Annotated in this window: 17 protein-coding genes; 8 read left to right on the top strand and 9 right to left on the bottom strand. The window is 55.4% G+C overall.

Going from position 1 to position 24,437, the window contains the following annotated elements; all coding sequences use genetic code 11:
• The 9 genes from LJE94_03540 to LJE94_03500 all read right to left on the bottom strand — a co-directional run.
• The coding region (locus LJE94_03540) for a serine/threonine protein kinase (protein MCG6909182.1) at positions 1-1,360 on the bottom strand (1,360 nt) is incomplete at its 3' end.
• 15 nt (positions 1,361-1,375) lie between these two features.
• Entirely contained in the window at positions 1,376-2,227 is an 852-nt protein-coding gene (locus LJE94_03535) for a tetratricopeptide repeat protein (GenBank protein MCG6909181.1), read from the bottom strand.
• A gap of 53 nt (positions 2,228-2,280) precedes the next feature.
• Positions 2,281-4,368: a CsgG/HfaB family protein gene (locus LJE94_03530; GenBank protein MCG6909180.1), complete on the bottom strand. Its 2,088-nt coding sequence runs from the start codon at positions 4,366-4,368 to the stop codon at positions 2,281-2,283.
• 473 nt (positions 4,369-4,841) lie between these two features.
• Entirely contained in the window at positions 4,842-6,311 is a 1,470-nt protein-coding gene (locus tag LJE94_03525; protein ID MCG6909179.1) for an SPOR domain-containing protein, read from the bottom strand.
• Between the two features lie 182 nt (positions 6,312-6,493).
• Positions 6,494-8,521, bottom strand: a complete 2,028-nt coding sequence (locus tag LJE94_03520; GenBank protein ID MCG6909178.1) for a PBP1A family penicillin-binding protein — start codon at positions 8,519-8,521, stop codon at positions 6,494-6,496.
• Positions 8,522-8,731: 210 nt separating this feature from the next.
• Positions 8,732-9,652: a hypothetical protein gene (locus LJE94_03515; protein ID MCG6909177.1), complete on the bottom strand. Its 921-nt coding sequence runs from the start codon at positions 9,650-9,652 to the stop codon at positions 8,732-8,734.
• Between the two features lie 39 nt (positions 9,653-9,691).
• Positions 9,692-10,828, bottom strand: coding sequence for a hypothetical protein (locus LJE94_03510; GenBank protein ID MCG6909176.1), 1,137 nt, complete (start codon positions 10,826-10,828; stop codon positions 9,692-9,694).
• A 10-nt stretch (positions 10,829-10,838) separates the two neighbouring features.
• The gene (locus LJE94_03505) at positions 10,839-11,759 is read right to left on the bottom strand and encodes a RimK family alpha-L-glutamate ligase (protein MCG6909175.1); all 921 of its coding nucleotides are present in this window, start codon (positions 11,757-11,759) and stop codon (positions 10,839-10,841) included.
• Positions 11,760-11,968: 209 nt separating this feature from the next.
• Positions 11,969-13,036 carry a hypothetical protein gene (locus LJE94_03500; protein MCG6909174.1) on the bottom strand — a complete coding sequence of 356 codons (1,068 nt, stop codon included), beginning with the start codon at positions 13,034-13,036 and terminating at the stop codon, positions 11,969-11,971.
• Between the two features lie 355 nt (positions 13,037-13,391).
• Here LJE94_03500 and LJE94_03495 point away from each other — a divergent pair, with 355 nt between their 5' ends.
• The 8 genes from LJE94_03495 (at position 13,392) to LJE94_03460 (ending at position 24,404) form a co-directional block, all read left to right on the top strand.
• On the top strand, positions 13,392-14,231 hold the full coding sequence (locus LJE94_03495) for a formylglycine-generating enzyme family protein (protein ID MCG6909173.1): 840 nt from the start codon (positions 13,392-13,394) through the stop codon (positions 14,229-14,231).
• Positions 14,232-14,274: 43 nt separating this feature from the next.
• Positions 14,275-17,496 carry a cyclic nucleotide-binding domain-containing protein gene (locus LJE94_03490; GenBank protein ID MCG6909172.1) on the top strand — a complete coding sequence of 1,074 codons (3,222 nt, stop codon included), beginning with the start codon at positions 14,275-14,277 and terminating at the stop codon, positions 17,494-17,496.
• Positions 17,497-17,662: 166 nt separating this feature from the next.
• Positions 17,663-18,676, top strand: coding sequence for a glutathione synthase (locus LJE94_03485; GenBank protein MCG6909171.1), 1,014 nt, complete (start codon positions 17,663-17,665; stop codon positions 18,674-18,676).
• Positions 18,648-20,390, top strand: a complete 1,743-nt coding sequence (locus tag LJE94_03480) for an ABC transporter substrate-binding protein (GenBank protein MCG6909170.1) — start codon at positions 18,648-18,650, stop codon at positions 20,388-20,390. Before LJE94_03485 ends, LJE94_03480 begins: the two co-directional genes overlap by 29 nt.
• Before the next feature lie 248 nt (positions 20,391-20,638).
• Positions 20,639-21,616: an ABC transporter permease gene (locus LJE94_03475; protein ID MCG6909169.1), complete on the top strand. Its 978-nt coding sequence runs from the start codon at positions 20,639-20,641 to the stop codon at positions 21,614-21,616.
• Positions 21,617-21,695: 79 nt separating this feature from the next.
• Complete coding sequence (locus LJE94_03470; protein MCG6909168.1) at positions 21,696-22,577, top strand: ABC transporter permease; 882 nt, start codon at positions 21,696-21,698, stop codon at positions 22,575-22,577.
• A gap of 1 nt (position 22,578) precedes the next feature.
• A complete protein-coding gene (locus tag LJE94_03465; protein ID MCG6909167.1) occupies positions 22,579-23,535 on the top strand; it encodes an ABC transporter ATP-binding protein in 957 nt (318 codons plus the stop codon).
• Positions 23,536-23,567: 32 nt separating this feature from the next.
• Positions 23,568-24,404: an ATP-binding cassette domain-containing protein gene (locus LJE94_03460; GenBank protein ID MCG6909166.1), complete on the top strand. Its 837-nt coding sequence runs from the start codon at positions 23,568-23,570 to the stop codon at positions 24,402-24,404.
• Positions 24,405-24,437: the final 33 nt, after the last annotated feature.

Below are 24,437 nucleotides of genomic sequence, written 5' to 3'. Positions count from 1 at the left end.
TATGTTGATACAGGGTGGCTGCAACCATGCCGGCAACCAGACAGATCACCGCGGCCGCAATGCCCGCAGAGGCGACCTTATTTCTGGCGATCCATTTGCTTGCTTTGGTTACCAGGCTGTCCCTTTTGGCCGAAACGCTTTTGCCGTCCAGGTACAGCTGAAGGTCATGATTGATTTCGGTGGCGTCGGCATAGCGGTCATCCTTGTCATAGGCCATGGCCTTCATGCAGATGGCGGCAAGCTCGGGCGGGATATTCCTTTCCGGTGACCGCTGGTCGGGTGGAACGAGCTCATGGTTCTGGGCCAGCTCCAGAGATTCCTGAATAGTTTTACCTTCGTAAGGGTGGCTGAACGTGAGGATTTTGTATAGGATTCCCCCCAAGGAAAAGAGATCGCTGCGTTTGTCGAGTTCGGATATGTGGCCGCAAGCCTGCTCCGGCGACATGTAGGCAGGGGTGCCCATTACTTTTCCTTCTGCGGTCACGGGATGCCGGGCGTCCCCCCCTAATGTGCCACGGGCGTCGACGGCTTCCTCCTCTTGCCCCACTATTTTTGCGAGTCCCCAATCCATGATCAGCGCTTCACCAAACCCGCCGATCATGATGTTTTCCGGTTTGAGATCGCGATGCAGAACGCCCTTGGCATGGGCATAACTCATGCCGTCGCACACTTTCATAAACAGTTGAAGAAGAGCTCCCAGGGTGTATTTGCGGAGATATTTCTCATTGCCCCGGCGGCACTTACCGATGACCGCTTCCAGGTTTTCTCCCTGCACCAGCTTCATGGTGAAGTATACGTTGGCCTTTTCGTCAATGCCTATTTCATGAACAGGGACGATATTGGGATGTTCCAACTGTCCGGTGACCTGGGCTTCCTCCAGAAACCGCCTGATTTTGGGCGTGTCACGCCTGTTTTTGGGGAGCATCACCTTCATGGCCACTTTGCGGCGGATATCCTGGTCTATGGTACCGAGAACGGCACCCATGCCTCCCTTTCCGATTTGCCTGTCGATGATATATTTGGTGTCTTTATGGGCCTGAGATATGATGGCGCCGATCGATTTCCGGACCGCATCGGTACGGGCCTCGGCGCCGGGAGGAAGGGGTTCGGTGGTGGTGTCGCTCAAATCGATGCTGGGTTCTATTTTAAAGACGTCTCTGATCACTTTTGTGGCGGCTGTCCGTTGCTGCAGTTGTACGGTAGTCGTCTGCGTTTCGTCGGCGGTGTTGGCGGCTACCGTGCGTGCTGTCTGCATCTTTTCCCGGCAGGCCCTGCAAAGAATGCTTTTGCCCGCCGCCTGCTCCGGTACGAGCAAATCCTTTCCGCACCGGGCACAGGTTGTTTTAATTTTTTTGTGCATCGGGATATGCCCCTTTTACTGCCTGGTTGGCCCTTGATAGAGGTCCAGCTTTTCCGAGAGGTCATCGCTCTGAAAGCTTTGATGGTACTGTCCGGCCAAAAGCCGGGCGATTGTCAGGGCGCCGGATTCACTTTTTTCGTCTTGACGGCTCCGGGCCTTTTGCACCTGCTGCATGAGCCAATCCATGGCCAGCTGACAGTTGTCACGCTGCCCTAGAACGAGGGCCTGCAGCTTGTCTTTATTTCCTTCCTCGGCAAAAGCGATGAAACGGTTCAGAAAATCTTCTAGGGACAAATCATCCGTAATGGGGGTGATTACTTTCTCCCTGGGAAGATGCGCCAGATTTTCGCCGGCGATGTCGATCACCCGCTTATTGTGAGAACACCGGCCCAGTTCAATGGCTTTTTCATAGTATTCCCTTGCCTTTTCATAATCGCGATCAACGAAATGGTAAATAACCGCCAGGTTGTTCCAGGCTTCCGCCAGGTCAGGGTTCAGTTCGGTGGCCCGCTTGAAAAAGGATGCCGCCTGTTGATATTTCCCGAGCCGGTACAAGGCGTAGCCCATGCCGTAGTTGATACCGGCGTTGTCGGGATTTTCGATATAAAGCGATTCTACGAAAGCGGATCCCCCTTCCGGATCTCCCAGGGAGGCATAGCATTGAATCAATCCGCGATAGGCGGCAACAAACGACGGTTCACGGGTCAAGACTTCTTCATAACGTGCCAGCGCCGCCGTGAACTGCTTTTTCTGGAGCAGGGCTTCCGCCGCCTGAAAAGTCTCCCTGTTCTGATTCCCTGCATAAACTGCCGGATTAGCCGCCGACAGAAGGATGATGTAACCGACTGAAAAAAAATAGACTTTCAATTTCCGTCCGCATAGCCGCATTTCGTATCTTCCAAACAGCGCAGTACACGCTGTTATTTTGTTATAACCAGATCCTGTACCTGGATGTCGCCCACTTCAAAATCGGCGATTAATTTTCCTATGGACATATCTTGGAACACACTGACCACCGTGGCCACGCCCAGCTCCTTGGTATCGCTGCCCAATACCTTGCCGGTAACCGGGTGCTTGATGATTTCCCCCTGTTTGAAAACGATGAAGCGCATCTCTTTCTTGATATGCTTGAAACTGCCGAAGTCGGCATAAATTTCGTTGCCGCTGACTTTGATTACCATTCCTTCGATCAACGGGAAGCTGTGTTTGAGCTTCAAGGCCAGGCCATTGGTCAGATACTGAATCTGGGGCAGTGCCTTGTCCTGGCCGAAGACATCTTTGGTTTCCAGAACCGACGATGATTCCGTGTTGACGAGGCGGGCGAAAATTTCAATGGCATCCCCGGTTTCAAGCACGGTGCCCATGAGGACGGCTTCAGCAGCAACCAGCTTTCCAACACGTACAGCGGTTTTTTTGTCAACCAGGTCGGTTTGGCTCAGCCGCTGCTCCCGGAGGACGGCTTCGAGTTCGTCGCCCCGGGTGACGATATGAAAGCGTTCCTGGTCTACGAAGGCATCGATGAGGTAGTCGTAGACCAATTCACTGGCCACCCCGGCATCCCCTTTGAGTTGGAAGGGTAAAACGGCCAGGCTCATGCGCGATCCTATCTGCTGTACGTTGGGCACCCGGTAATTGACGACGGCGGTTTTATCGGCAATGTTGCCTTTTACGTCGGTCACCTCGATGGTGATGGCGTTCCGCCCCTCCTTTAGTTCCAGAAGCTGATTAAAATAAACGGTGCGCCCCGGAATGATCAGGAGAGGCTCGCCGTTGACGGCGACCGAATCGATTTCATAGGTGCCTGTCGCGGTGCCGTCGACATAAAGGGTGTTGTAGTAGACGGTTTGTTCCCCGGTTAGGTCTTTGAAGTTGAGGCGAAAGGCGGCCTTTGACTGAGCGGCTGCGTACATAATGCCGGCGGGAGGCGAAGAAAGCGTGTTTCCGGAAAAAGCCAGGAAGATGGGACTCTCACGGCACGCCTCGAGGAAGCGATTGCGGCCGGGGCGTATTTCGTTTGCCAGCTGGGGCATATAGGTAAGATTCAGCTCACCTGTGGTGACATTGCCAACGGCGTCGGCAGCCGCCAGCAGGATTTTATTTTCGCCTCGTTCGAGGTCGATATTCAGGGCGAAGTCGACCTCCTTTTCCTTGTCGTATGCGATCACCCGGTCGTTGACCCTCAGTTCGGTGATGCCGGTGGCATCGGCAAGGGCGCCGCTGAGGACAAGGGTCGCTTGCGCTACTTCGTCGCCGTCGGCGACGTTCTTCAGCTGCAGGGCGGGTCCTTCAAAGTCGCCGAAGACTTCGATGGTTTTTTCGGTCGTCTTGCCCAACAGGTCGGCGGAGCGAATATCGATTGCATTGAGCCCCTTTTTCAGCTTTATCTCTCTGGTAAAGGGAATTTTCTTGGCGGACAGCTCGATGAATTCGGGTACGTCGTTGATGGTGATCCGACGGGCGTAAAAATCGTCGTCCACCTCTCCCTTGATTTCGAAGCGAAAGCGGTTGGATGCGCGCTGCAAAGCGGCCGCTTCCAGCCTGATGGACGGCGGTGCGGCATCCGCTTTGGAAAGCTCCAGTTTTTTCTTGCGCACCAGGTTCAGATAGTGCTTGGCTTTACCCGTGTCCACCATATCCAGGGAGGTTTCGAGTTCGTTTTCGGCCTGATCGTACTTTTCCTGATGGAAATAGGCGACACCGAGCTCGCGGTGGGGAAAATAATCGACAAAGTGCATCCCGTAGGTGCGGGCCATGCGCTGGTCGGCATCTCTCTGTTCGACGGCCCTTCTCAGGTCGGCAGCCGCGTCTTCCCAGAACTCCCCTGCGGCGAAGGAAAGGCCGCGTTCGTAATAGTTCCACCAGCGGTGCCGGAAAGCGCCTTCGACCACGCCATATTTTTTGCCGTTTTTTATTTTAACCTGGACATCCTGTTGAACAGCGCAACTTAGAAAGATGAAAAAGGTCAAAAGCAGGCAGGGAAAGCCATATGTTTTTAGGTAGGAATACATTGGCTGTCTTGACTTCACTCAGTTCAGGTTCAATGCTGTGATGGTGGTTGATCGAACCTCGACGCTGCAACGATGCGGTGAACGCTCCCCGCGGCAAGCTCAAAGCGACTGCGCCCGTCATCGCGGTTCAACAAGCGGTAATGAAACCACTCCCCATAAATAGTCGTGCGTTTTAGATCTAACTGAATGTTATTAGAGCAAAAAAACGAACCGCAATGACCACCGGGTCTATAAGGTAGATTAACTATCTGAAATGGTGCTGAATTCACTGTATTCTACATTACAGGTCGGAATGAATTCAAGAAAAAAATAGGGATGAATGCGAAATAAACGGCACCTGATCTGCGCGCTTCAAATTTTAAGAGTGCTAATAGATAGCATTCGTCCAAGTTTTTTTAAGCATTCTTAAGATTTGAAACGTTCCACTCAGGTTGCACGCACTGACGGATGCCGCTGGCTCGACCCCGGGGGATCTATTCGGACTTCTGGCCGGGCTTCTGGTAATTGGCCACATAAAAGTCATCGATGATGCCTTTGGACTTGAGGGCCTCCCCGTGTGAGCGGGCCGCCTCTTTGGTGGGGAAATGGGATATGCGCACCTGAAACCAGTTGGATTTGGAACTCCTGGCTTCGGTGTAGTAGGCGTCCTCCCCCATGCTTTTCAGTGTGGCGACGAATTTTTCGGCATGTTCCATCTTGAGATAGGCCGCCACCTGCAGGGTAAAGGGATCGGTGACCTCGATTGCCGCCGGCGGTTTCGGTTCCGGCGGAGGAAGCGTCTTTTGGGAGGAGATCAAATGGCCGGCGGTGTTGATCACCAGGACGACCAGGATGGCCCCGGCCAGACCGAGGACGGCCCACTTCGATACCGGCCGTGTCAGGCGGTGGGTCTTAACATGGTGGTATAGGGAGGCATAGGCGCCGATCGTGGCCCGGCGGGCCGAGATGAGGGTGGCCGACAGAGCGGAAGCGGTCGTGCGGAGTGTCCGTGCAATCGTTTTGAGCGCTTCTTTTTTATCGGGCGCGGCTGCGGTTTGCGGAGGAGACGGGGCAAAATTCGCCCGCATCTTGGCAAGCGTGGTTTCATCCAGCCTGGAAATCAGCTTTGCGGCTTCCTGATACGTACGGGATGTCCGGTCACCGACCGCAAGGCGTTCGACGCAGGCGGCCATACCTACCAGAAGGCGCTTTTTATTCGTGTCGGCCTTGAAAGCCGTCAGATACGCCTGCAGGGCCAAGCGGTCCGTGCGGCGGTCATGATAGAATCTCCAGGCGATGTCGTCGACGATGCCGCGGTCGCCGGGTGCCGGGTCTTCGATAATGCGTTTGTAGATTTTAATGGCCTGGTAGTCGCTGCGTTCGGACCGAAGACAGGCATGGGCAAGCATACGCTGAAGGTCTTTGTTTTCAGGTTGGGCATCGCTCAAGGCAAAGACCAGGTCCTCGTGTTTTCCGGGCAGATTCCCACGGGAGCCGGATTTTTCGAGCCACATATCACTGGCCTCGGCATCCTCCGGATGCCTCTGCAGGTAGGCGACGACGAACCCTTCGGCTTGCGGGCCCGGCTCAGGCTGGGACAGGTATGAGCGGGCCATGCGGGATGAGATCTCGCGGGAATATGCTTCCCGGGCCACGGGTGATATGAGAAAGCTGTCGAAGATCGAGACGGCCTTTTTTAAAATTTTTCCGGATCGTCTGAAATTGCCGGCACGCTCCCATATGCCGGCTTCACGCATCAGAATGCCGATCCACCGTATGCCGAGGGTATTGCCGATCCAGCCCACCAGGAAAAAGAACACCAAAAAGCCTGCCAGGGCCGCCCAGAAAGCCAACCAGGGACCCTGTTGCCCCCCGATCACAGGGAAGCCTATGAGTACCGCCAGGCTAGTCAAAATCAGGCTGGCCCAGAGCCGTGCGGTATAATGACGAAGGAAGTGGATCATGCCTATCGATGCCTCAATGGGTCAATTCTTCAGTTTTAGGTTTTACGTTTTATGGTTTAGGCGGCTATCGGTTCTTGGTTTTTGATGCTCACAGGCCTGCGCTGTGCCTTTTGCGACTTAAAACCTAAAACATAAACCCCAGTCCGGATAAACCGGAAAAGATAAAGATCATTAAAAAGAATTTAATGTGTATTAAGATCGAAGGGGTCCCCTTCGAGGGTTTGCCCCTTCCTCAAAGCAACCCGCACGGGCTTCTCGGTGTAGTAGCCGGCTTTTTTCCCGGTAATCGGGTCGACGCTTTCAAAGTGGATGCCCCGGGGGATGTTGAATTCCCGGGACGGCTCGTCGGCCAGGGACAGCTTCATAAATTCGGTCCATATGGGGGCCGCCCCCCGTCCACCGGTAATGCCTATATTACGGCTGTCCCGCAATCCGATGTTTCTGTCGAACCCCACCCACACGGAAGTACAAAGCGTGGGGGTGAATCCGGTAAACCAGGCGTCTTTGTAACGGTTTGTCGTACCTGTTTTTCCTGCCGCCGGCATTTTAAAACCCAGGCGCCGAACCACCGAGCCGGTGCCGTCATCCACAACACCGCGCATCATGTCCACCACCTGGTACGCGATGGATGGATCCAGCGATCTTTCACCGCTCACTATTTTTTCTTCCAATACCTGTCCAAAAGGGTCCTCCACCCGCCAGATAAAAAACGGGTCGTGGCGGACACCGCCCGTGGCGAGGGTTGCATAAGCCGCCGCCATCTCCAGCGGGCTGACACCCGATGTCCCCAGGGCCACCGAGTAAACCGGTGAGAGGTGGCTTTTAATACCGAACCGTCTGGCGGTCGCGATGACATCCTCCGGGCCGGTCTTTTCCACCAGTTGGGCGGCGATGGTGTTGACCGAATCCAAAAAGGCCTGCTTCAATATCATTGGCCCTTGAAAGTCGCGTGAGAAGTTTTTGGGGACCCAGACAGGAGCGCCCGCCGGCGCAATTTTCACCGGCCGGTCTATGAATACGCTGGCGGGATTCAAATCGAGCTTTTCAAAAGCGGTGTAGTAGAGAAACGGCTTGAATCCCGAACCCGGAAGGCGGTTGTTTTGAACGGCGCGATTGAATTCCGACTGAGAGTAGTTCCTTCCGCCCACCAGTGCCTTGACGGCACCGGAATTGGTCTGTATCGCCACCAGTGCACCCTGGGGACGCTGTTCGGTCGTCAGGTCGACTGCTTCAAAATCGTCGTCAAAACCCATGGCGCCGTCAAGCTTTTCCAGGCCATCCCGGACGGATTGAGCGGCCCACGTCTGCATCTGGGGGTCCAGCGTGGTTGTGACTTTAAGCCCCCCGTGAAATACGACTTCCGGTCCGTAGGTTTTTTCCAGCCGCTTGATCACCGTGTCCAGAAAGTAGCTTCCGGTTCGTGCCCTGGCAGGGCGCTGGCGGAGTCGGAGGTCGGCCCGGAAGGCGCGGTCGGCATCCTGTTGGGAAATAAATTTAACGGCGACCATCCTCGAAAGCACCACCCGCTGCCGTTTTTTTGCGCGTTCGAAGTGGTGATACGGGTTATAACGCGTGGGCGATTTAGGGATGCCTGCCAAAAGTGCGGACTCCTCCAGGTTGAGGTCGGATGCCGATTTCCCGAAAAAGGTCTGGGCGGCATTCTCGATGCCGTATGCCCCCACGCCGAAGGGAATCTGATTGACATAGGCTTCCAGGATGTCGTCTTTGCTGTATCGGGCTTCTATTTGCAGAGCCACCATCAACTCCTGGAGCTTGCGCATGTAAGAACGTTTGAAACTGAAAAACAGGTTTTTAGCCAGTTGCTGGGTAATGGTCGAAGCTCCCTGGACCTTTCCCGGTACGAACAGAGTGATCGCCATGGCCTTGAGGGTGCGGAGCTTGTCGACCCCGTGGTGCTCCGGAAACCGGTGATCCTCGGTTGCCAGGATGGCCCTGATAAAGTCCGGGGAAACGCGGTTCAAGGGGATGGCCTCGCGCCCGCCCATCAGCATGATTCTTTCCCCCGTGGCCGCAAATATTTCGGTGGGCTCGGTCTCTATGATGCGGCTCAGGGGCTCGGGAATGCGGGGCAGGTCTTTGACGATGAAAAAGAACATGCCGGCGACGATCAGCGCACCGATGCCGGCGGTGAAAGCGGACAGATAAAAAAGCGTCGTCAGGATTCGCAGTATTTTGGTCGTTTTGGTCATAGATGTTCGGTGTTCGGTATGTGTTCAAAAAACCGTTGGACGTAAGACGTTAGGCGTGCTGCTCGTTTCACGTTTCACGGTACAGGGTATAAGGTTTGCGGTATACGGTTTACGGCGCAGGGCGCAGGGTGTCCGGAGCTCTGAAGACCCCTTGCACCTTACGGCTCACGTCTCACCCTTCACGTTTTACGTCTCACCTTTCACGTTTCATTACCGGGCTTCGTTGTTGTGCTGCCCCATGGTTCTTTTTTCCAGCCTGGACTGCAACTGCCGGACAGCTCTCTCATTACCGTTCATCAGAACAACGGCATGCCGTTCGGCATCCTCTATTTCAAATCCCAGTTCGACATAGCCGAACGTGGGCCGACGGGATATGCCCACCCTGACAATTTTCCCGGAGGAACGCAGCAGCCGGTCGGGTTGTGGTATGGCCTCCCGGCGCAGATCGCTCTTGAGGCTGTTGAGGGCGTTAAAAAAAGTGGCGGCCGGGTATATCCGATTCGAGAACTGGGGCAGGCTGTCAAGCGATTCGTCGAATTCGACCTGGCTTTCACCCATAGCGTGAAGCAATTGGGGCGGTATAGCCAGCTGCCTCAGAACCCGGTTCTCCGTGTCGAGAAGGTAAATCGTAAGCCCGTCGCCCTCTTTTTCAAAATAGGTCCGCTCCCAGTTGTTTTCATTGATGAGCATCAAAAGATCCAGCGACGGTATGATTTTTTCGGCCGCGACCGGAGCCAGTTGGAGATAGAGCCGGCGAAAGCGTTCGGGGGGGATCATGACCCACTGGTCGGGCTGGATGGTGGCGGCGATGTCATTGAAGCTTTGGGCCTGCCTGGTTTCCTCCTGAGAGGTCCGCCGGTCGGACACGATTTGTTCGAGCGTTTTTCTGGCCGTGCGTGTCTGCCGTCCGGTTTCCCAGATGGTGCCGGATTCCGGTCGCTGTCGGTTCGTGGACACCAGAAAGGAGCCCACGACTCGTTCTACCCAGTCGAAACGCATTTCCGACATGAACAGGGCAAAAATGCAGAGAAATAACACCAGGGGGCGGACGGCGATCACCCGTCGGGCCCATTCACCGATGTTTTCAGGCTCGGTCCAATGGTAGCGTTTATGATTCTTGGTGTAGTGCATATACCTTATCGAGGCCCCATATCCAAGGCCTAAATGCGTTCAGTCCACCTGGTCATTGCATAACATGCTTTTGATCGTTTGCACCAGATCGCCACGGCCGCGTTTTTCAAGCAGCGGCAAAAGTTCCCGGTAAAAAGGCTCCCGCACCCGAATGCGGATGTTGAAGCTGGCCAAAAGGTCCGGGTCCAGGTCGTCCTCGACAAAGGCCCCGGTATCCTGCAGCTTGCCGATGGCAACCAAGCCCGCCATGGTGCGCACGCATTTTTCACATTTGCCGCAGTTGAGGCGGTCTTTGACATTTGCCAGACAGACCCGGAAATTTTGAAAGGCCACCTCCCAGTCGGCTACGATTTTCAGCTTTTCCACCCTCGAGAGATGCAGGTCCCGGTGCCTGATCCTGAGATCGTAGCTTGAGAATTCCGGATCCAGCAGGGGGTGCGACCCGCAGGGGTGTATGTTGGGAAGATCGTAAGAGGACCCGATGTAGATGAGGTCGTTGCGCGGGACGAAGGCATGCCCCACGGCGGCCAGCACGGCACCGAAGAAATAATTCAGCCACAGATCCCTTTCATCGCACAGGTGGCGTATGTTGGTATACACCGGAATCAAATTGACACTGGCATCCTCGGCCACATCCGCAAGGGCCGCTTTGGCACGCTCAAACACGTGGTATTTCATACCGCGTTCGACGACGCCGCCGATGTCGAAGCCGTGTACCAGGTAGCAATCCTTGATCGAACCGGGGTGATCTGAGGGATAGGCCAGGCGGTTGAGCCTCAGGGCGGCCAGGGAGTCGAACCCGCCGGACAGGAATAGCCCGGCCTGGCGTTTGATATTCTGAAAAGGAGCCAGCGAAGCGGTGCCGGTTTCCAGGGACAGGGGAAGGTAGGCTCCGTGCGACCATTCATGCATCAAGGCCATCACCAGGTCCAGGCCTTCCTTCAGGTAGGGGCAGACGGCCGCATCGATTTTCAGGCGTTTCTCCCCGAAGTGCATGGCCGGGATGATGCATCCCACCAGAAAGGCATGCGGATTGCAGGAAAAGCTTTCCGCAAAGGTTTCCTCTGTTTCGATGTAAATGTTCTTGTCCGGCTCCCGGCAGGTTTCCCATCTGACCGTAGCGGCGGCACGCACGAGGCCGGCGGCGTTTTCCATTCTGAGGTTTTCGATGCGCATTTTATTGTGTTTAGTGTTTGGTGTTTGTTTTTTTAATTTTACCCGCCTCCCGGGCGCCGGACTTGGCTGCCGCACAATCGATCATGCAGCCGGCGATGTCCAGTCCGGTGGCTTTTTCCAGCCCTTTGAATCCCGGCGAATAGTTGACTTCGACGATATAGCTCCGGCCGTGGCCGTCTACGATCATGTCCACGCCGGCGATGTCCAGACCGGTGGCGCCGGTCGCCTCCAGGGCCAGCTTTTCATGCCCCCGGGCAAGCCGGACGGCACGGCTTTCACCGGTAAGATGGAAGTTGGCCCGGAAGTCTCCCTGCCGGGGTTTCATCTCCATGGCGCCCGCGATTCTTCCGGCCACCACCATTACCCGTATGTCACGGCGGTTGGCGGGGGGGATAAAGCGCTGCACCAGGATTCCGGCGCGCCGATCGAGTTCGTTTGCGATCACCGCCTGCGCCCGTGCGCTATCTTCCACCAGGCGGATCCCGGTACCCTGGCGGCCGCTGACCTGTTTGACCACCACGGGATAGCCGCCCAGCAGAACGACGGCCCTGTCGAAGCCGGCCGGCGAGTTGACGAACAGGGTTTCCGGCACCGGCAGCTTCCTGGTCGCCAGTGCCTGCAGGGTTAAAATTTGACTGCGGGACAGGCGGACGGCATCGGCATCATTGACCAGGGGTAGTCCCATGCAGCCGAGGTGGTGGAGGAGCGCCAGGCTGGAATCGCCGATGGTGGCTCCCTGGCGCGGCAGGACCACATCCAGGGATTGGGGATCCGGCTCTCCCTGGCATCCCAGCCCCCGGCTGTCTATCCAGGGCCACAGCCTGTAGGGGTGGATCAGCTCCGCCCGGTGGCCGCGTGCGGCCGCCGCCTCCATGAGCCGGCCGTTGGGGTGGTAGCTGCCGTCGCGTACGGTGATGATGCCAATTTGCATTTTTCAACCACAAAGACACTAAAGAACACAAAGTAAATAATTCTGATAGCGGCGAAGCGTTCAGTTTGCCGGCAATTAACAGAAAACCCCGGGGACAACCCCGCGGGAACCCCCTCACTGTACATCAAATCTGCCCGTAATAACAGCGGCGCAGCCGCGTCACAAAAAAGATTCTGTGCGCATTCCCCCTGGAATGAGCGCAGAATCGTTTACTCGGGGACCCAAACCCCCACTTCCTTGCCTGCTTTTTCACTGAAAAAGGTGGCTATCTTACGCGTCCGGTTGCGGGTCGCTATTTTCTGGGTGGCGACGTTGTCTTCGGCAATGATCGAGTAGAGTTTTTTCCCACCGGTGCGTTTGGTCAGTCCTTCAAGCAGCCGCGTTCCGATCGCCGCCCCCCTGTATTCAGGCCTTACGGAGGTGTATCCCCTCTCGAGGTAGCCAGTGAAATCGAGTCCGGTTTGCCGGTTCAGCCTCGTTATGTACGCCGGTCGGGGGTGCTTCAGGCTGGAATTGCCGACGATGCAGTTGAATTCCATGGCATAGGCGATCAGAAAGGCTCTTTCGAGGTTGTATCTGACCTGCTGCATGGCAACAGAGCCACCGGCCCCCACCATTTTGCAGATTTCTTCCATGAAGCCTTCGGGGAGTTCGTGCGGCCGACGATAACAATAGACAATGGACCGACCGATGCGGTGAACCCGGTTGTCTTTTTTCATCAGCATCCAGTTCCGAACCTGCCGATGACCGAATCGGTTCAAGAATTGTAGCAATAATTCTGGCGTGCCCAACGTTTTCCAAAGCGGCTTTCCCGGCAGCGGCTTCACCCGCGCGTATTTTTGGAGGGATGCCAGGCGCTCTTCCACCCCGGGGATGGTGGTGACGATCCGGTCAGCGCAAAAACTGTAGGAGTTGACGATATTGGGATTGTTCAGGGCAAACCCCAAAAGAGCGTCATCCGCGCGTCTGTTTTGCGCCGAAAACACAAGGTGGTTCCACACCCCGTTTCGAGAGGCCTGCCACAACACCTGCTGCATGGCATCCGCCCGGCCGGAACCGGCCTCCCAAAAAATCGATTTCAGGCCTTCAATGCCGGTGATTTGTGTCAATTGCCGGGCAGTGGGAAGCGCCCCTTCCCACATGAGGCCCAGGGATTGAATGTCGGGAAACCACCGGCAGGGGGTAGGCGACATCTCCATATCGGACGGAAAATCACCGCGGCGGATCAGCCGGCATTCAGAAGCGCCGGCCTGCGCCAGCCTCGTCAGGGTTGCCATGTCGGCAGGATTTTCAGTTTCATCTTGGCTAAAGGGCGCTGTCATGAGAAAAAGGGGAACGAATCCGGATGATATCGATTTCCATAAGTCTGTTCCGATTGAAACTCGATTACGATGGACGCTATTCGGAATGTTTTTTGGGCAACCGCTTTCTCGTTTCATTTTCCTGGCGGGAAAAATAGAGGAAGGGCAACGGCGTGTCAATCAGTTTCCCGTTCGAATCGCAACCGTGCCCCGGCCGGCGAGGGCTTGTCCGCGGATGGAAAACAGGGGTAAATTCAATTTTATTTAGCGGTAATATGTGATAATATTCAATTAACCACAACAAGAGGCGGCAACTGTGAAGGGGGATGTCATGCACACGAACAGCACAGTCAGACACACACCTTTTTATCTTGTCCTTCTGGTTTTGCTGACGGCGCTGGCGGGTCCGCAACCCAGCCTGGCCCTTGAAAAAACCTATCGCAACACCATCGGTATGACCTTTGTCCTTATTCCGGCAGGCACGTTTGTCATGGGCAGCCCGGAAAACGAAGCCGGGCGGGACAGACACGGCGGAGAGGAACAGCATACCGTCACGCTGACCAAGCCGATATACATGCAGTCCACGGAAGTGACCGTCGATCAGTGGGAAAGCATCATGGGCAAGCCGCTGATTGGGTGGCGACGGGGCGCCGGCAACATGCCGGTTACCCGCGTTTCGTGGAATGACTGCCAGAAATTTATCGAGAAACTCAACGCGAGGGGCGAAGGGGTGTACCGGCTGCCCACGGAGGCGGAGTGGGAATACGCCTGCCGGGCGGGTACGCAGACGCCTTTTTCGTGGGGGGACAAGATCGAGTGCGACAAAGCCATGTACGGGAACAAAAAGGGGTCGGGGGCCTGCCTGCAGTACCTGCATACGCTGAAGCTTGACGCCGGAAAACCGGCCCCGGTCAAGACCTTTGCCCCCAATGCCTGGGGGCTTTACGACATGCAAGGCAACGTCTGGGAATGGTGCCAGGACTGGTATGGCGATTACGATCTGGAACCCGTCAAGGACCCCACGGGCCCATCCGAGGGCAACCATCGGGTGCGCCGCGGCGGTGGCTGGGCTTCGAAATGGTATGACCTGCGTTCCGCCAACCGGGCCTATTCACACCCGTCCAACCGGATCAAGATCATCGGGTTCAGAGTGGCCAGGGAAGCGCTTTAACAAACGGAATCGTAGCCGGAATTCATCAAACAGGATGACTTGAATGCTGAAAACCCTGCGCAGCTGGCTGAACATCTATGCGGATGAAACCGGGCTGTTTTTCTGGACCCTGGTGCTGCGCTTCCTGCTGGTGGGCGGCTTCATCATCCTGAGCAACTACGCCGACACGACCTTTCTGTCACGGTACGACGTACAGAAGATGCCCATCATCATGTTCCTCAACGCGATTCTGGCGGTGGGCATCATCAGTTTCCTGTCCGGGTTCATCGCCCGCATGCCCGGCACCCGCCTGCTAGCCATTATTTTCATTTTCTGCGGCACGGCCATCGGCATCCTCCGGTTGCTGATTCCCATGGGATTCCCTCTGATCTACCCGGTGCTGTATGTGTTGAAGACGCAATTCGAGTCGGTGATCAGCCTGCTGTATCTGAATCTGACCAACGACCTTTTCAACGTCCGCCAGTCCAAAAGGCTTTTCCCGCTGATTTCCGCCGGTGCCATCGTGAGCCAGATCATTTTGAGCTTCGGCACGCCCTACATGGCGCGAACCATCGATCTGGACAACCTGCTTTTGATCTATACTCTGATCATGCTTGCCGGGGCCGTGGTGCTGGGACAGATCGGAAAAAATTTTCCCACACTGCTGGTGAAGGAAAAAAGGGGCGGCGGAAAGAAAAAAAAGCCCGGTTTCCTGGACCAGTTCAAACGGGTGAGGCCGATGATCAGGGGATCGCTGCTGATCAAGATCCTGATCCTGCTGTTTCTGCTTCCCAATGTGGTCCTGCCGATCATGAACTTTCAGTTCAATGTGGTTGTCGACGAAAGTTTCAACCTGGAGCCGGGTAAACTGGCATTCTTGAGCTATTTCAGGGGCACCATGAGCGCGATCAGCCTGGTGATCCTGCTGTTCGTGGGCAGATTCTACGGCCGCTGGGGTCTGCCCACGGCCTTGATGATTCATCCGGTGAACTACATTCTGGCCTTTGTAGGGCTGCTTTTGCGGTTTAACAAGTTTGCAGCGGGTTATGCCCGTTTGTCCACCAATGTGCTGAAATCCACCATTCACCTCCCGGCCCGGGCGGTCCTCACGGGGCTGCTGCCGTCCGACCAGCGGGCCGTGATGATGCCGTTTTTAAGGGGCTATGCCATCAAGGCCGGGACACTTACCGGGGCGGGCCTCATGGTCGTTTTCAACCAGCTGTTTCACCCCCGCTACCTCTCGCTGGTGGCCCTGCCCGTTGTGGTGGCCATGGCCATCACCCCCTACATTCTAAAGCGCAACTATTCCAGGATATTGCTGAATCTGATTTCCAAGGGGATGCTGGACCTGAAATCCATGGAAAAGCGGGATATGGACGAGCTTTTCCGGGACAGGAAGATTCGCGAACAGCTGATGGAGACTTTCCGCGCGACGCGTGGGAAAGAGTGCCTGTGGTATGCGGGCCTGATGAAGTCGCTGGCGGTCGAAGAACTGGACGCCAACATTCTGAACATGTTGCAGGAACAGGACGACCAGACCCGCATAGGACTTCTCGCCCTGCTTTCTTCGGCACCGGAGGCGGAGGCGGCCGAGGTTTTTCCCAAACTGGTCGACTATCGCAAGCCGGCCCTGATGGCCGCCATCATTACGGCGGCCAACCGGCTGGACCTGGCGTTGTCTTGGCAGCTCAATCGCGAGGCGTATGCGCAAGCGGAGGCTCCCGAGGTCAGAGCCCTTGCAGCCGCGGGCCTCTGCCGCCGGGAGCCGGAAAAGTACTGCAATATCATCGACACGTGGCTGCAGGCCTCTTCCCGGGACGACCGGCTGGCGGGTGTCATTGCCGCCGGGGCCTCGAAAGATGCCCGCTTTGTTGAACAACTGAAGGAGATTCTGGCGGAGGAAGAAAACCACTTCATGGCCCACCGGGTGATCCAGAGCCTGCATCAGCTCGACGCACCCGGTATCAACGGACTCGTCAAGCCCTTTCTCGGTCACGACGATCAACAGGTGCGCCGGTCCGCCCTGGAAGCGTTCAACATCGAAGATGATGACACGCTGAGGGTGGCGATAGCCATGATGGGCGACGCTTCCGAAACACTGCACCGCCTGGCCAGGGAAAAGATCAAAGCGGCCGAGTACCAGAACGGCCAGTTGCTGATCGAGTCGCTCAACATACCGCGGCGCAAGATCCGCGAAGGTGTTTTCGACCTTTTGGAAACGCTGAATATCGGCGATATCGAAGCCTATCGTTTTGCACGGACGCAACTGAATGCATGCTATGCCTATCTCGTGGCGGTGGCGTATGTCAAAAGGTATCCCGATTCCGAAGCCCGCAGCCTCCTGGTGGATCACCTGGAGCAGAAAAGCAGACTGGAAATCGAAAATGTGTTGCGGGTGCTGGCCTTGCAGGACAAAACCGGACAGATGAAGATCGTCGGACGGGGAATTTATTCTGCGGACGGCATGCAGAGAGCCAACAGCATGGAAGCGTTGGACGATCTTCTGGACCGGTCCCTGTCGAAGATTCTGCTGCCGCTTTTAGGGGGGGCGTCTTTCTCGGAGAAACTGGCTGTCGGGAGGCGGCACTTCAAACTTCCCGCGTTCGGTGAGGGCAAGCAAAGCTATCTGGAGTGGCTGGAAGAGCGGAATGAATGGTTGTCGCTCCACCTCTATCTGAATCTGATTGCCCCGGAGCGGTTGGAAGAGACGGACCGGGACGCCTTGATGACTCTCGAAGCGACCGCGGAAGATTCCCTGAAGAAGGCCGCCCGCAAGGTGTTGATCAACGCCGGGCTGCTGGAACGTGCAAAGGAGCGTGACATGGCCAAAGAGGTTGTCATTACCGACAAGATACTGCTGTTGAAGAAAATTGAAATGTTCGAGGGGCTCACCGTATCGGAACTGGCGGCCGTCGGATCGGTGACGGAGGAGGTGCAATATGAACCCGGTGAGATCGTCATCAAAAGAGGGGACATGGGAGAAACCATGTACCTGATCATCAGCGGGGAGGTGTCCGTTCACATCGGCGATGCCGGGGGAAACGAAATTGAAGTGGATCGTATCCGGGAGGGGGACTATTTCGGGGAAATGGCACTCTTCGAGGACGTCCCCCGCTCGGCCACCATCCGTACGGAAAGTGAGTCCCGATTGCTGGTCCTGCACAAACAGGAATTCAACGAAATCGTCAGGGAGTATCCCCAGATAGCATTGACGATCTGCAAAGTGTTGAGCAGCCGCATCCGCACCCTGCATGAAAAAATAAAGCAGGGGTCCCATCCCGGGTAAACTGTGAAAGATTAAAGATCATTTATCACGACTTGAACCGAAGAAAGCGAGCGCATTCCCCGCAGCTTGCGACGGGGAATCTTCAATAGTTGAATTTTGTATCTGTTTGCATTTTTGTTTGAAGAAAGGTATGCTGCGCGAATTATTCTCACAAACCGAGGATCGCATGGAAATCGCCTTTATGATGGACAATCTGGAAACGATTGATCCACAATGGGAAACCACCAGTTACTTGATGTACGAATGCAATCAACGGGGGCATACGGTCTATTTTCTCGAGCCCCACGATGTGTACATCAGGGACAACCGGGTGGTGGCAAGAATGTGGAACATCACCGTGCCGCCGGATCTGGGCATTGTCGACTACTGGAAGTGCCTGATTCAATGCCTGCAAAAAGACGACCTCATTTTCGAGATCCTGACGGATCTGGACGCCTTGTTTTTAAGGAAAAACCCGCCCTTGAACTACCAGGTCATGGAATTGCTGGCGCCCGTGAACGGCAATGTATTCATGATCAACAGCACCGGCGGCCAGATATTGGGCAACAGCAAACTCTACATCCTCAATTTTCCGGGTATCATTCCCGAAACCCATGTCTCCAGGGACCCCTTGCGGCTAAAGAAGATAATCGACGATTTCGGCGGTGCCATGGTGATCAAACCGTTGCAGCGGTTTGGCGGAGAAGGGGTCATCAAGGTAAGCAACCGCGACCAGGAAAACCTCAATTCCCTGATCGGCTACTATGTCAAGGACTACAAAAGGTACCCCGAACGTGAACAAATCATGGTACAGGAATACATCCATGTCGTAAAATCCCACGGCGATGTCCGCATCTTGCTGCTGAACGGCGAGATAATGGGCGCATACCGCAGAACGCCCAGAGAGGGGGATTTCCGCACCAACGTCCATGCCGGTGGAACCGTACACAAACATCGGGTCGACCGGAAGCAGCGTGAGATATGCGCGGCCATCAAGGACAAGCTCATTTGCGACGGCCTTTATTTTGTGGGAATCGATCTGATCGGAGATAAACTGGTGGAGATAAACTGCGTGAGCCCGGGCGGCATACCGAGAATCAACCGTCTCGATGGGGTCAAACTCGAAGCGGATGTCATCGATTTTATCGAACGGAAAGTGGCAGAACTGAAGCATGAGAACACAAGACCGTACAGAAAATAAAAAGAGTGCCGCCGGCAGATGGCCGGCCTGGATGCTGTTTACGCTGGTTTTGACCCTGTTTGTTGCCTGTCGGGGTGACACACCGGAGCGCATGCTGCGCATCGGTTTGCCCGAGGAGCCCAGAACGCTCAACATCTGGCTGGCAAGCGATGCGAATTCACGCAAGATTTTGACCCAGATCTACCAGGCGTTGTATATCCGCGACCCGAAGACCCTGGAACTGATACCATGGTTGGCGGTCGAAGCACCGGTGTATGATGAGGAAAACATCTCCTACAGGATCGGGCTGAGAAAAGCAAAATGGGCTGATGGATCGGATTTCACCGCCGACGATGTGGTGTTCACCGGCAGGATCATCACCGATTTTAACATTCCGGGTTATGCCAGCAGATGGAAGGCGATAAAAAAGATTGAGACACCGGATGCACACACGGTGATTTTTTATTTGAAAAAGCCTTCGGCCACCTTTTTATCCAGGGCGCTGATTGCACCGATCGTTTCTAGCAGGGAGTGGAAAGCACTGACCGAGGCGGCCCAAAAGGCCGAGAAGCCGCTTAGAACGCTGCAGAGCTTTCGGATCGAACACCCCATGGGAACCGGCCCCTTCGTGGTCAAGGAATATAAAGCGGGTGCCTACCTGCACATGGTGAGAAATCCCTACTTCTTCGGCAGCGGCCAGGAGATCGGCGGGCATTTGCTGGGGCCCTTTATCGACAGTATTCTGTTCGAGTTCTACGGGACTTCGGACGTGGCCATCCTGGCTCTCAAAAAGGGCAACATCGACATGTTCTGGTGGGGGATCCAACCCGGCTACATCGAGAATCTGACGCTTGAGCCTCACATCCGCGTATTTCACAATCAGAAAAGCGCTCTTTATTACATGGGGTTCAATGTCCGCAAACCGCCCTTTGACGATGTCGTTTTGAGGAGGGCCATCGCCACGATCATCGACAAGGAGTTTATCATTTCACGGATTCTGCAAGGGTACGGCACCGTGTTGAATTCGGTGGTGCCGCCGGGAAACGCGTTTTATCACAATCCCCGGGTTGTACGCTACGGCGAGGGGCTGGACCATGATCGGCGTGTCAAACTGGCTTATGAACTTTTGAAGGCCAGGGGATACAGTTGGGAGGTTCCGCCGGTTGACAGTCAGGGCAGGGTAACCAGGGGTGAAGAATTGCGCTTACCGAACGGAACCCCCATGCAGCGGATCACGATCCTGACGCCTCCGGCCGACTATGACCCCCGGCGGGCCTTTGCCGGGTTGATGATTCAGGAGTGGATGCGTGATCTGGGCATAATGGTCTATGCCCGCCCCATGGCCTTCAGCGCCCTTCTGGAGCAGGTGAAGGGCAAACGGGATTTCGACGCTTTTATCCTGGGGTATGGAAAACTCAATCTGGATCCTGATTACGTGGGGACGTTTTTCTATTCGAAGCAGGACAAGGAGCGCGGCTGGAACATGAGCGGCTACCGGAACAAGACATTCGACGCACTCAGGAACAAGCAGCGCGGACAGATGGATCGATACAAACGCCGTGAAACCATATGGGAAATGCAGCGGATACTAATGGAGGACGTTCCCTATATACCGCTGTACAACCCCAACGTGCTGGAGGCGGCCCGCACGGATCGTTTTTCCGGATGGGTGGAGATGGTCGAGGGGATCGGCAACATCTGGTCGTTCTGTTGCGTCAAACCCATTGATGGCTGATGCGTGTCGCGGGTTGTCCTCCGGCAACCGGGATTAAAACTACTGATAGATCCCTGCAATACATGGTTTTCTGGTTCAGGCTAAGTAGACCGAGGGTCAATTCACGTGTCATACGATTTGCCATTTGAAAATAAAAACGGGGCAGGAACGTTATATTTTCTGCTCGGTGTCACGATGTTCAATGGCCGTGTGGAACGGACAGGCTCAAAGAAGTAGGGCTTCCGCATATATATACAGAGGCAGAAAATATGGAGCTCAGAAAATTCATACTCAGGAGGCTGGTGGAAATTGGCGTCATATTCTTCGTGATACTGACGGTTCTGTTCGTGCTGTTTCGGATCGCGCCCGGTGATCCCGTTGCACGCATGGTGGACCCCATGTGGACGCCCGAAGACGTGCAGCACGTCATTTCTCAGTTGGGATTGGATCAACCCATATGGACACAGTATCTGTACTATCTGAAAAATTTCTTCGGCGGCAATTTCGGCATTTCGTTTCACTACGGTGAACCCGTGCTCGATATCATCTGGAAGCGCCTGCCCAACACCATTCTTCTCTTCACCACCTCCACTATCCTGGCAGCGCTGGCCGGTGTGTTTTTAGGTAAGATTGCCGCCTGGCACAAGGGCAGGAAAAGTGACACCTGGATGACGCTCGGTGCGCTTGTCTGCCATACGCTGTTTGTTCCCTGGTTCGCATTGATGCTGGTGTGGATCCTGGGATACAAGGTCGGGTGGTTTCCGCTGAACGGTATTATCTCACCCGAAGTGTGGGTCAGGGGAAATTCCAATTTTCTGGTAAAGGGGTTGGATGTGATCCACCACATGCTGCTCCCGTTAATGACCCTTTTCGTGATTCAGACCGGATCCTATCTGCTGCTCATGCGCAGCAGCATGCTGGGAACGCTCAAGGAGGACTACATCGTCACGGCCCGCGCAAAAGGGCTGACGGAAAAGGCGGTGAGAAACCACCATGCAGCCAGGAACGCGGCGCTTCCCGTTATAACCAGCGTCGGCTTGAGCCTGGCGTTTTCCATTAACGGCGGTGCCTTGACCGAAACCGTTTTTACCTGGCCGGGTATCGGCAAGGAGCTGGTGTTTGCCGTAAGCAACAATGATTACCCTCTGGCCCAGGCCTGTTTTTTATTGATAGCCGCGGTCGTGTTGACGGCTAACCTGATTGTCGACGTGCTTTATGCGTATCTGGATCCGCGGATCCGTTACTAAAAAGTGCGGCGCATTTTTTAGGTAATTAAACTTCGTTTAGTGAGAAAACCAAATGAGTAACCTATCGGAAAGAGTTCATTTGTTTGACAGGTTGGCCAAGGGGTGGGCTATTTTCAGGGAAAATCTTCTGGGAAAGATCGGGTTGACGCTGCTGGTTCTTTTCGCGCTTATGGCCGTGGCCAGCTTTTTTACACCGCTTTTCGGCCCGATGTATGATCCCATGACCGGTGTGGATCCGCTGATCTCGCACGCTACCGGACCGGGCTGGCGCCACTGGCTGGGTACGGACTTCATCGGGCGGGACATATTCACACAATTGTTGGAGGGCGCCAAAATAGCCTTCATGGTCGGCCTTTCGGCAGCCTTCATCAGCATCGTGCTGGGAACGATCGTCGGCATGCTTGCCGGATATATGGGCGGATTCGTGGATATGCTGCTCATGCGGCTGGCGGATATGATCATGGTCATGCCGTCCCTGTTGATCCTGCTGCTCCTGGCGGCACTGTTCGGGCAGCTTAACATATGGCTGATCGTGCTTTTGATCGCCCTGTTGCGCTGGCCGGGGGTTTCCCGCGTTATCAGGGCGCAAACACTGACCCTCAAAGAGCGGCCGTTCATCGAAGCGGCCAAGGTGGCGGGTGCGTCGCACATCAGGATCATATTCCGGCACATTATGCCCAATGTTCTGCCCCTGTCATTTCTTTACATGACGTTTCGAGTGACTTCCGCCATTCTTGTTGAGGCGGCGCTGGCATTCCTGGGATTCGGCGACCCCAGCCAGGTGAGTTGGGGGATGATGCTGCAGTGGGTTTGGAAAACGGGTCACATGTTTCAGGCACCTTACTGGCTTTTGCCGCCGGGGATCTGCATCTCCTTGATAACCCTTTCTTTTTACATGTTGGGAAGGGCCATGGACGAAGTCCTTGATCCGCGGTTGAGGAAAGAGGAGTTTTCGGAATAATATGACGTTGATATCGGTCGAAAATTTATGTGTCAGCTATCAAACCAAAAAAGGGGTGCTGAAAGCCGTCGACGACATTTCGTTTGAGCTCGAAGAGGGCCGCTCGCTCGGCTTCGTCGGTGAGTCGGGCTGTGGAAAGACGACCCTGGGCATGGCGCTGATGCGCCTTCTTCCCGAAAACGGCCGGGTGACGCGGGGCAGGATCCTGTACGGTGGCCAAGACCTCGTTCAACTGTCGGATAAAGGCATTCGCGAGGTTCGCTGGAATGAAATCGCCATGATCTTTCAGGCGGCCATGAACGCACTGAACCCCGTTCACCGTGTCGATGCGCAGCTGCGAGAGGCTATCGCCACCCACGAACCCGGCATATCGAAGGAGGCGTTGCAGGGACGCGTCGAGGCACTCTTCGACCTCGTGGAGATGCCCAGGGAGCGCATGAGGGCTTATCCGCATCAGTTCAGCGGCGGCATGAAACAACGGGCCGTTATTGCCATGGCCCTGGCATGCAACCCCAAACTGGTCATAGCGGACGAACCCACAACCGCTTTGGACGTCATCGTACAGGATCAGATCCTGCAGGAGATCCGGTCCATTCAGGACAGAATGAACATCAGCGTGATCTTCATTTCTCACGATATCGCCGTTGTGGCCAATGTCTGCCATGATATCGCCGTGATGTATGCCGGGCAGATTGTGGAGTTCGGTTCCCGGGAGGAGGTGTTCAACACCCCCATTCACCCCTACACGCGTCTTTTGCTTACTTCCTACCTGACGCTGGAGGGTGACCGGCCGGCACCGCTGGAAATGATAGGGAGAACGCCCGACCTGATTGCAGCGCCGACCGGGTGCCGGTTTTATAAAATGTGCCCGCATGCATCGGCGATGTGTGAAAACCGTGCGCCCGAATACCGGCAGGCGACACCGACCCACAGGGCCCTTTGTAGCTTGACTTCTTAGCGCCAACCTTGAAAAACAAGAGGACGGAGAAGATGGCGGCAATTGAGAGCAAGACGATCATGCGGTTGAACGGCATATCGAAGACATACAAAGCGAGCACAGGTCTCTTCGGTGATTCCGGGCAACGGGTGATCGCTTTAAACGATGTCTCCCTGGAAATAGGCAGGGGGGAAATCTTCGGCCTTGTCGGACAAAGCGGCAGCGGCAAGACCACCATGGGGCGTTTGGTGGTCAAGCTGGAAAATCCCGATAAGGGGAGCATCCGCCTGGGAGACGATGAGGTTGGGCACCTTAAGGGGGCGGGTTTGAAGGCATTCCGCATGAAGGTGCAGATGATTTTCCAGGACCCTTACCAGTCGCTCAACCCTCACCTTTCGATTCTCGACACGATTGCGGAACCGCTGGCCATACACGGCAAGGGATCGAGGAGGGACCGGCGGGACAAGGTGATGAAATCCCTGGAAGTGGTGGGCATGTCCCCGGGCACCGATTATTTGTACCGTTATCCTCATCAGCTCAGCGGCGGGCAGCGGCAGCGCGTGGCCATCGCCCGTGCCATGGTGTTGAAACCCGAATTCGTGGTTGCCGACGAACCCGCTTCCATGCTGGATGCAACCATCGCTATCCAGTTGTTCCGTTTGCTTTTGGATATCCGGGAACGCCATGGCGTCACTTTTTTATTCATCACGCACAATCTTGCTGCCGCGCGCTATTTATGCGACAGAATCGCGGTGATCCATCAAGGCGAAATCGTGGAGACCGGCAAAACCGAAGAGATCATCCGCGCCCCGCAGCATGCGTACACCCGCCGGTTGATTGCGGCCCAGCCCAAGTTTGCCTATGGTGGCGCCGAGGGCAAGGCACGGTAGAAAACCGGTTGCATCGAGGAGATGGAGAATCAT

The sequence above is a fragment of the Deltaproteobacteria bacterium genome (assembly GCA_022340465.1).
Classification (GTDB): Bacteria; Desulfobacterota; Desulfobacteria; order Desulfobacterales; family B30-G6; genus JAJDNW01.
Note: the sequence above shows the minus strand (reverse complement) of the source record. Positions and strands in the feature narration are given on the sequence as shown.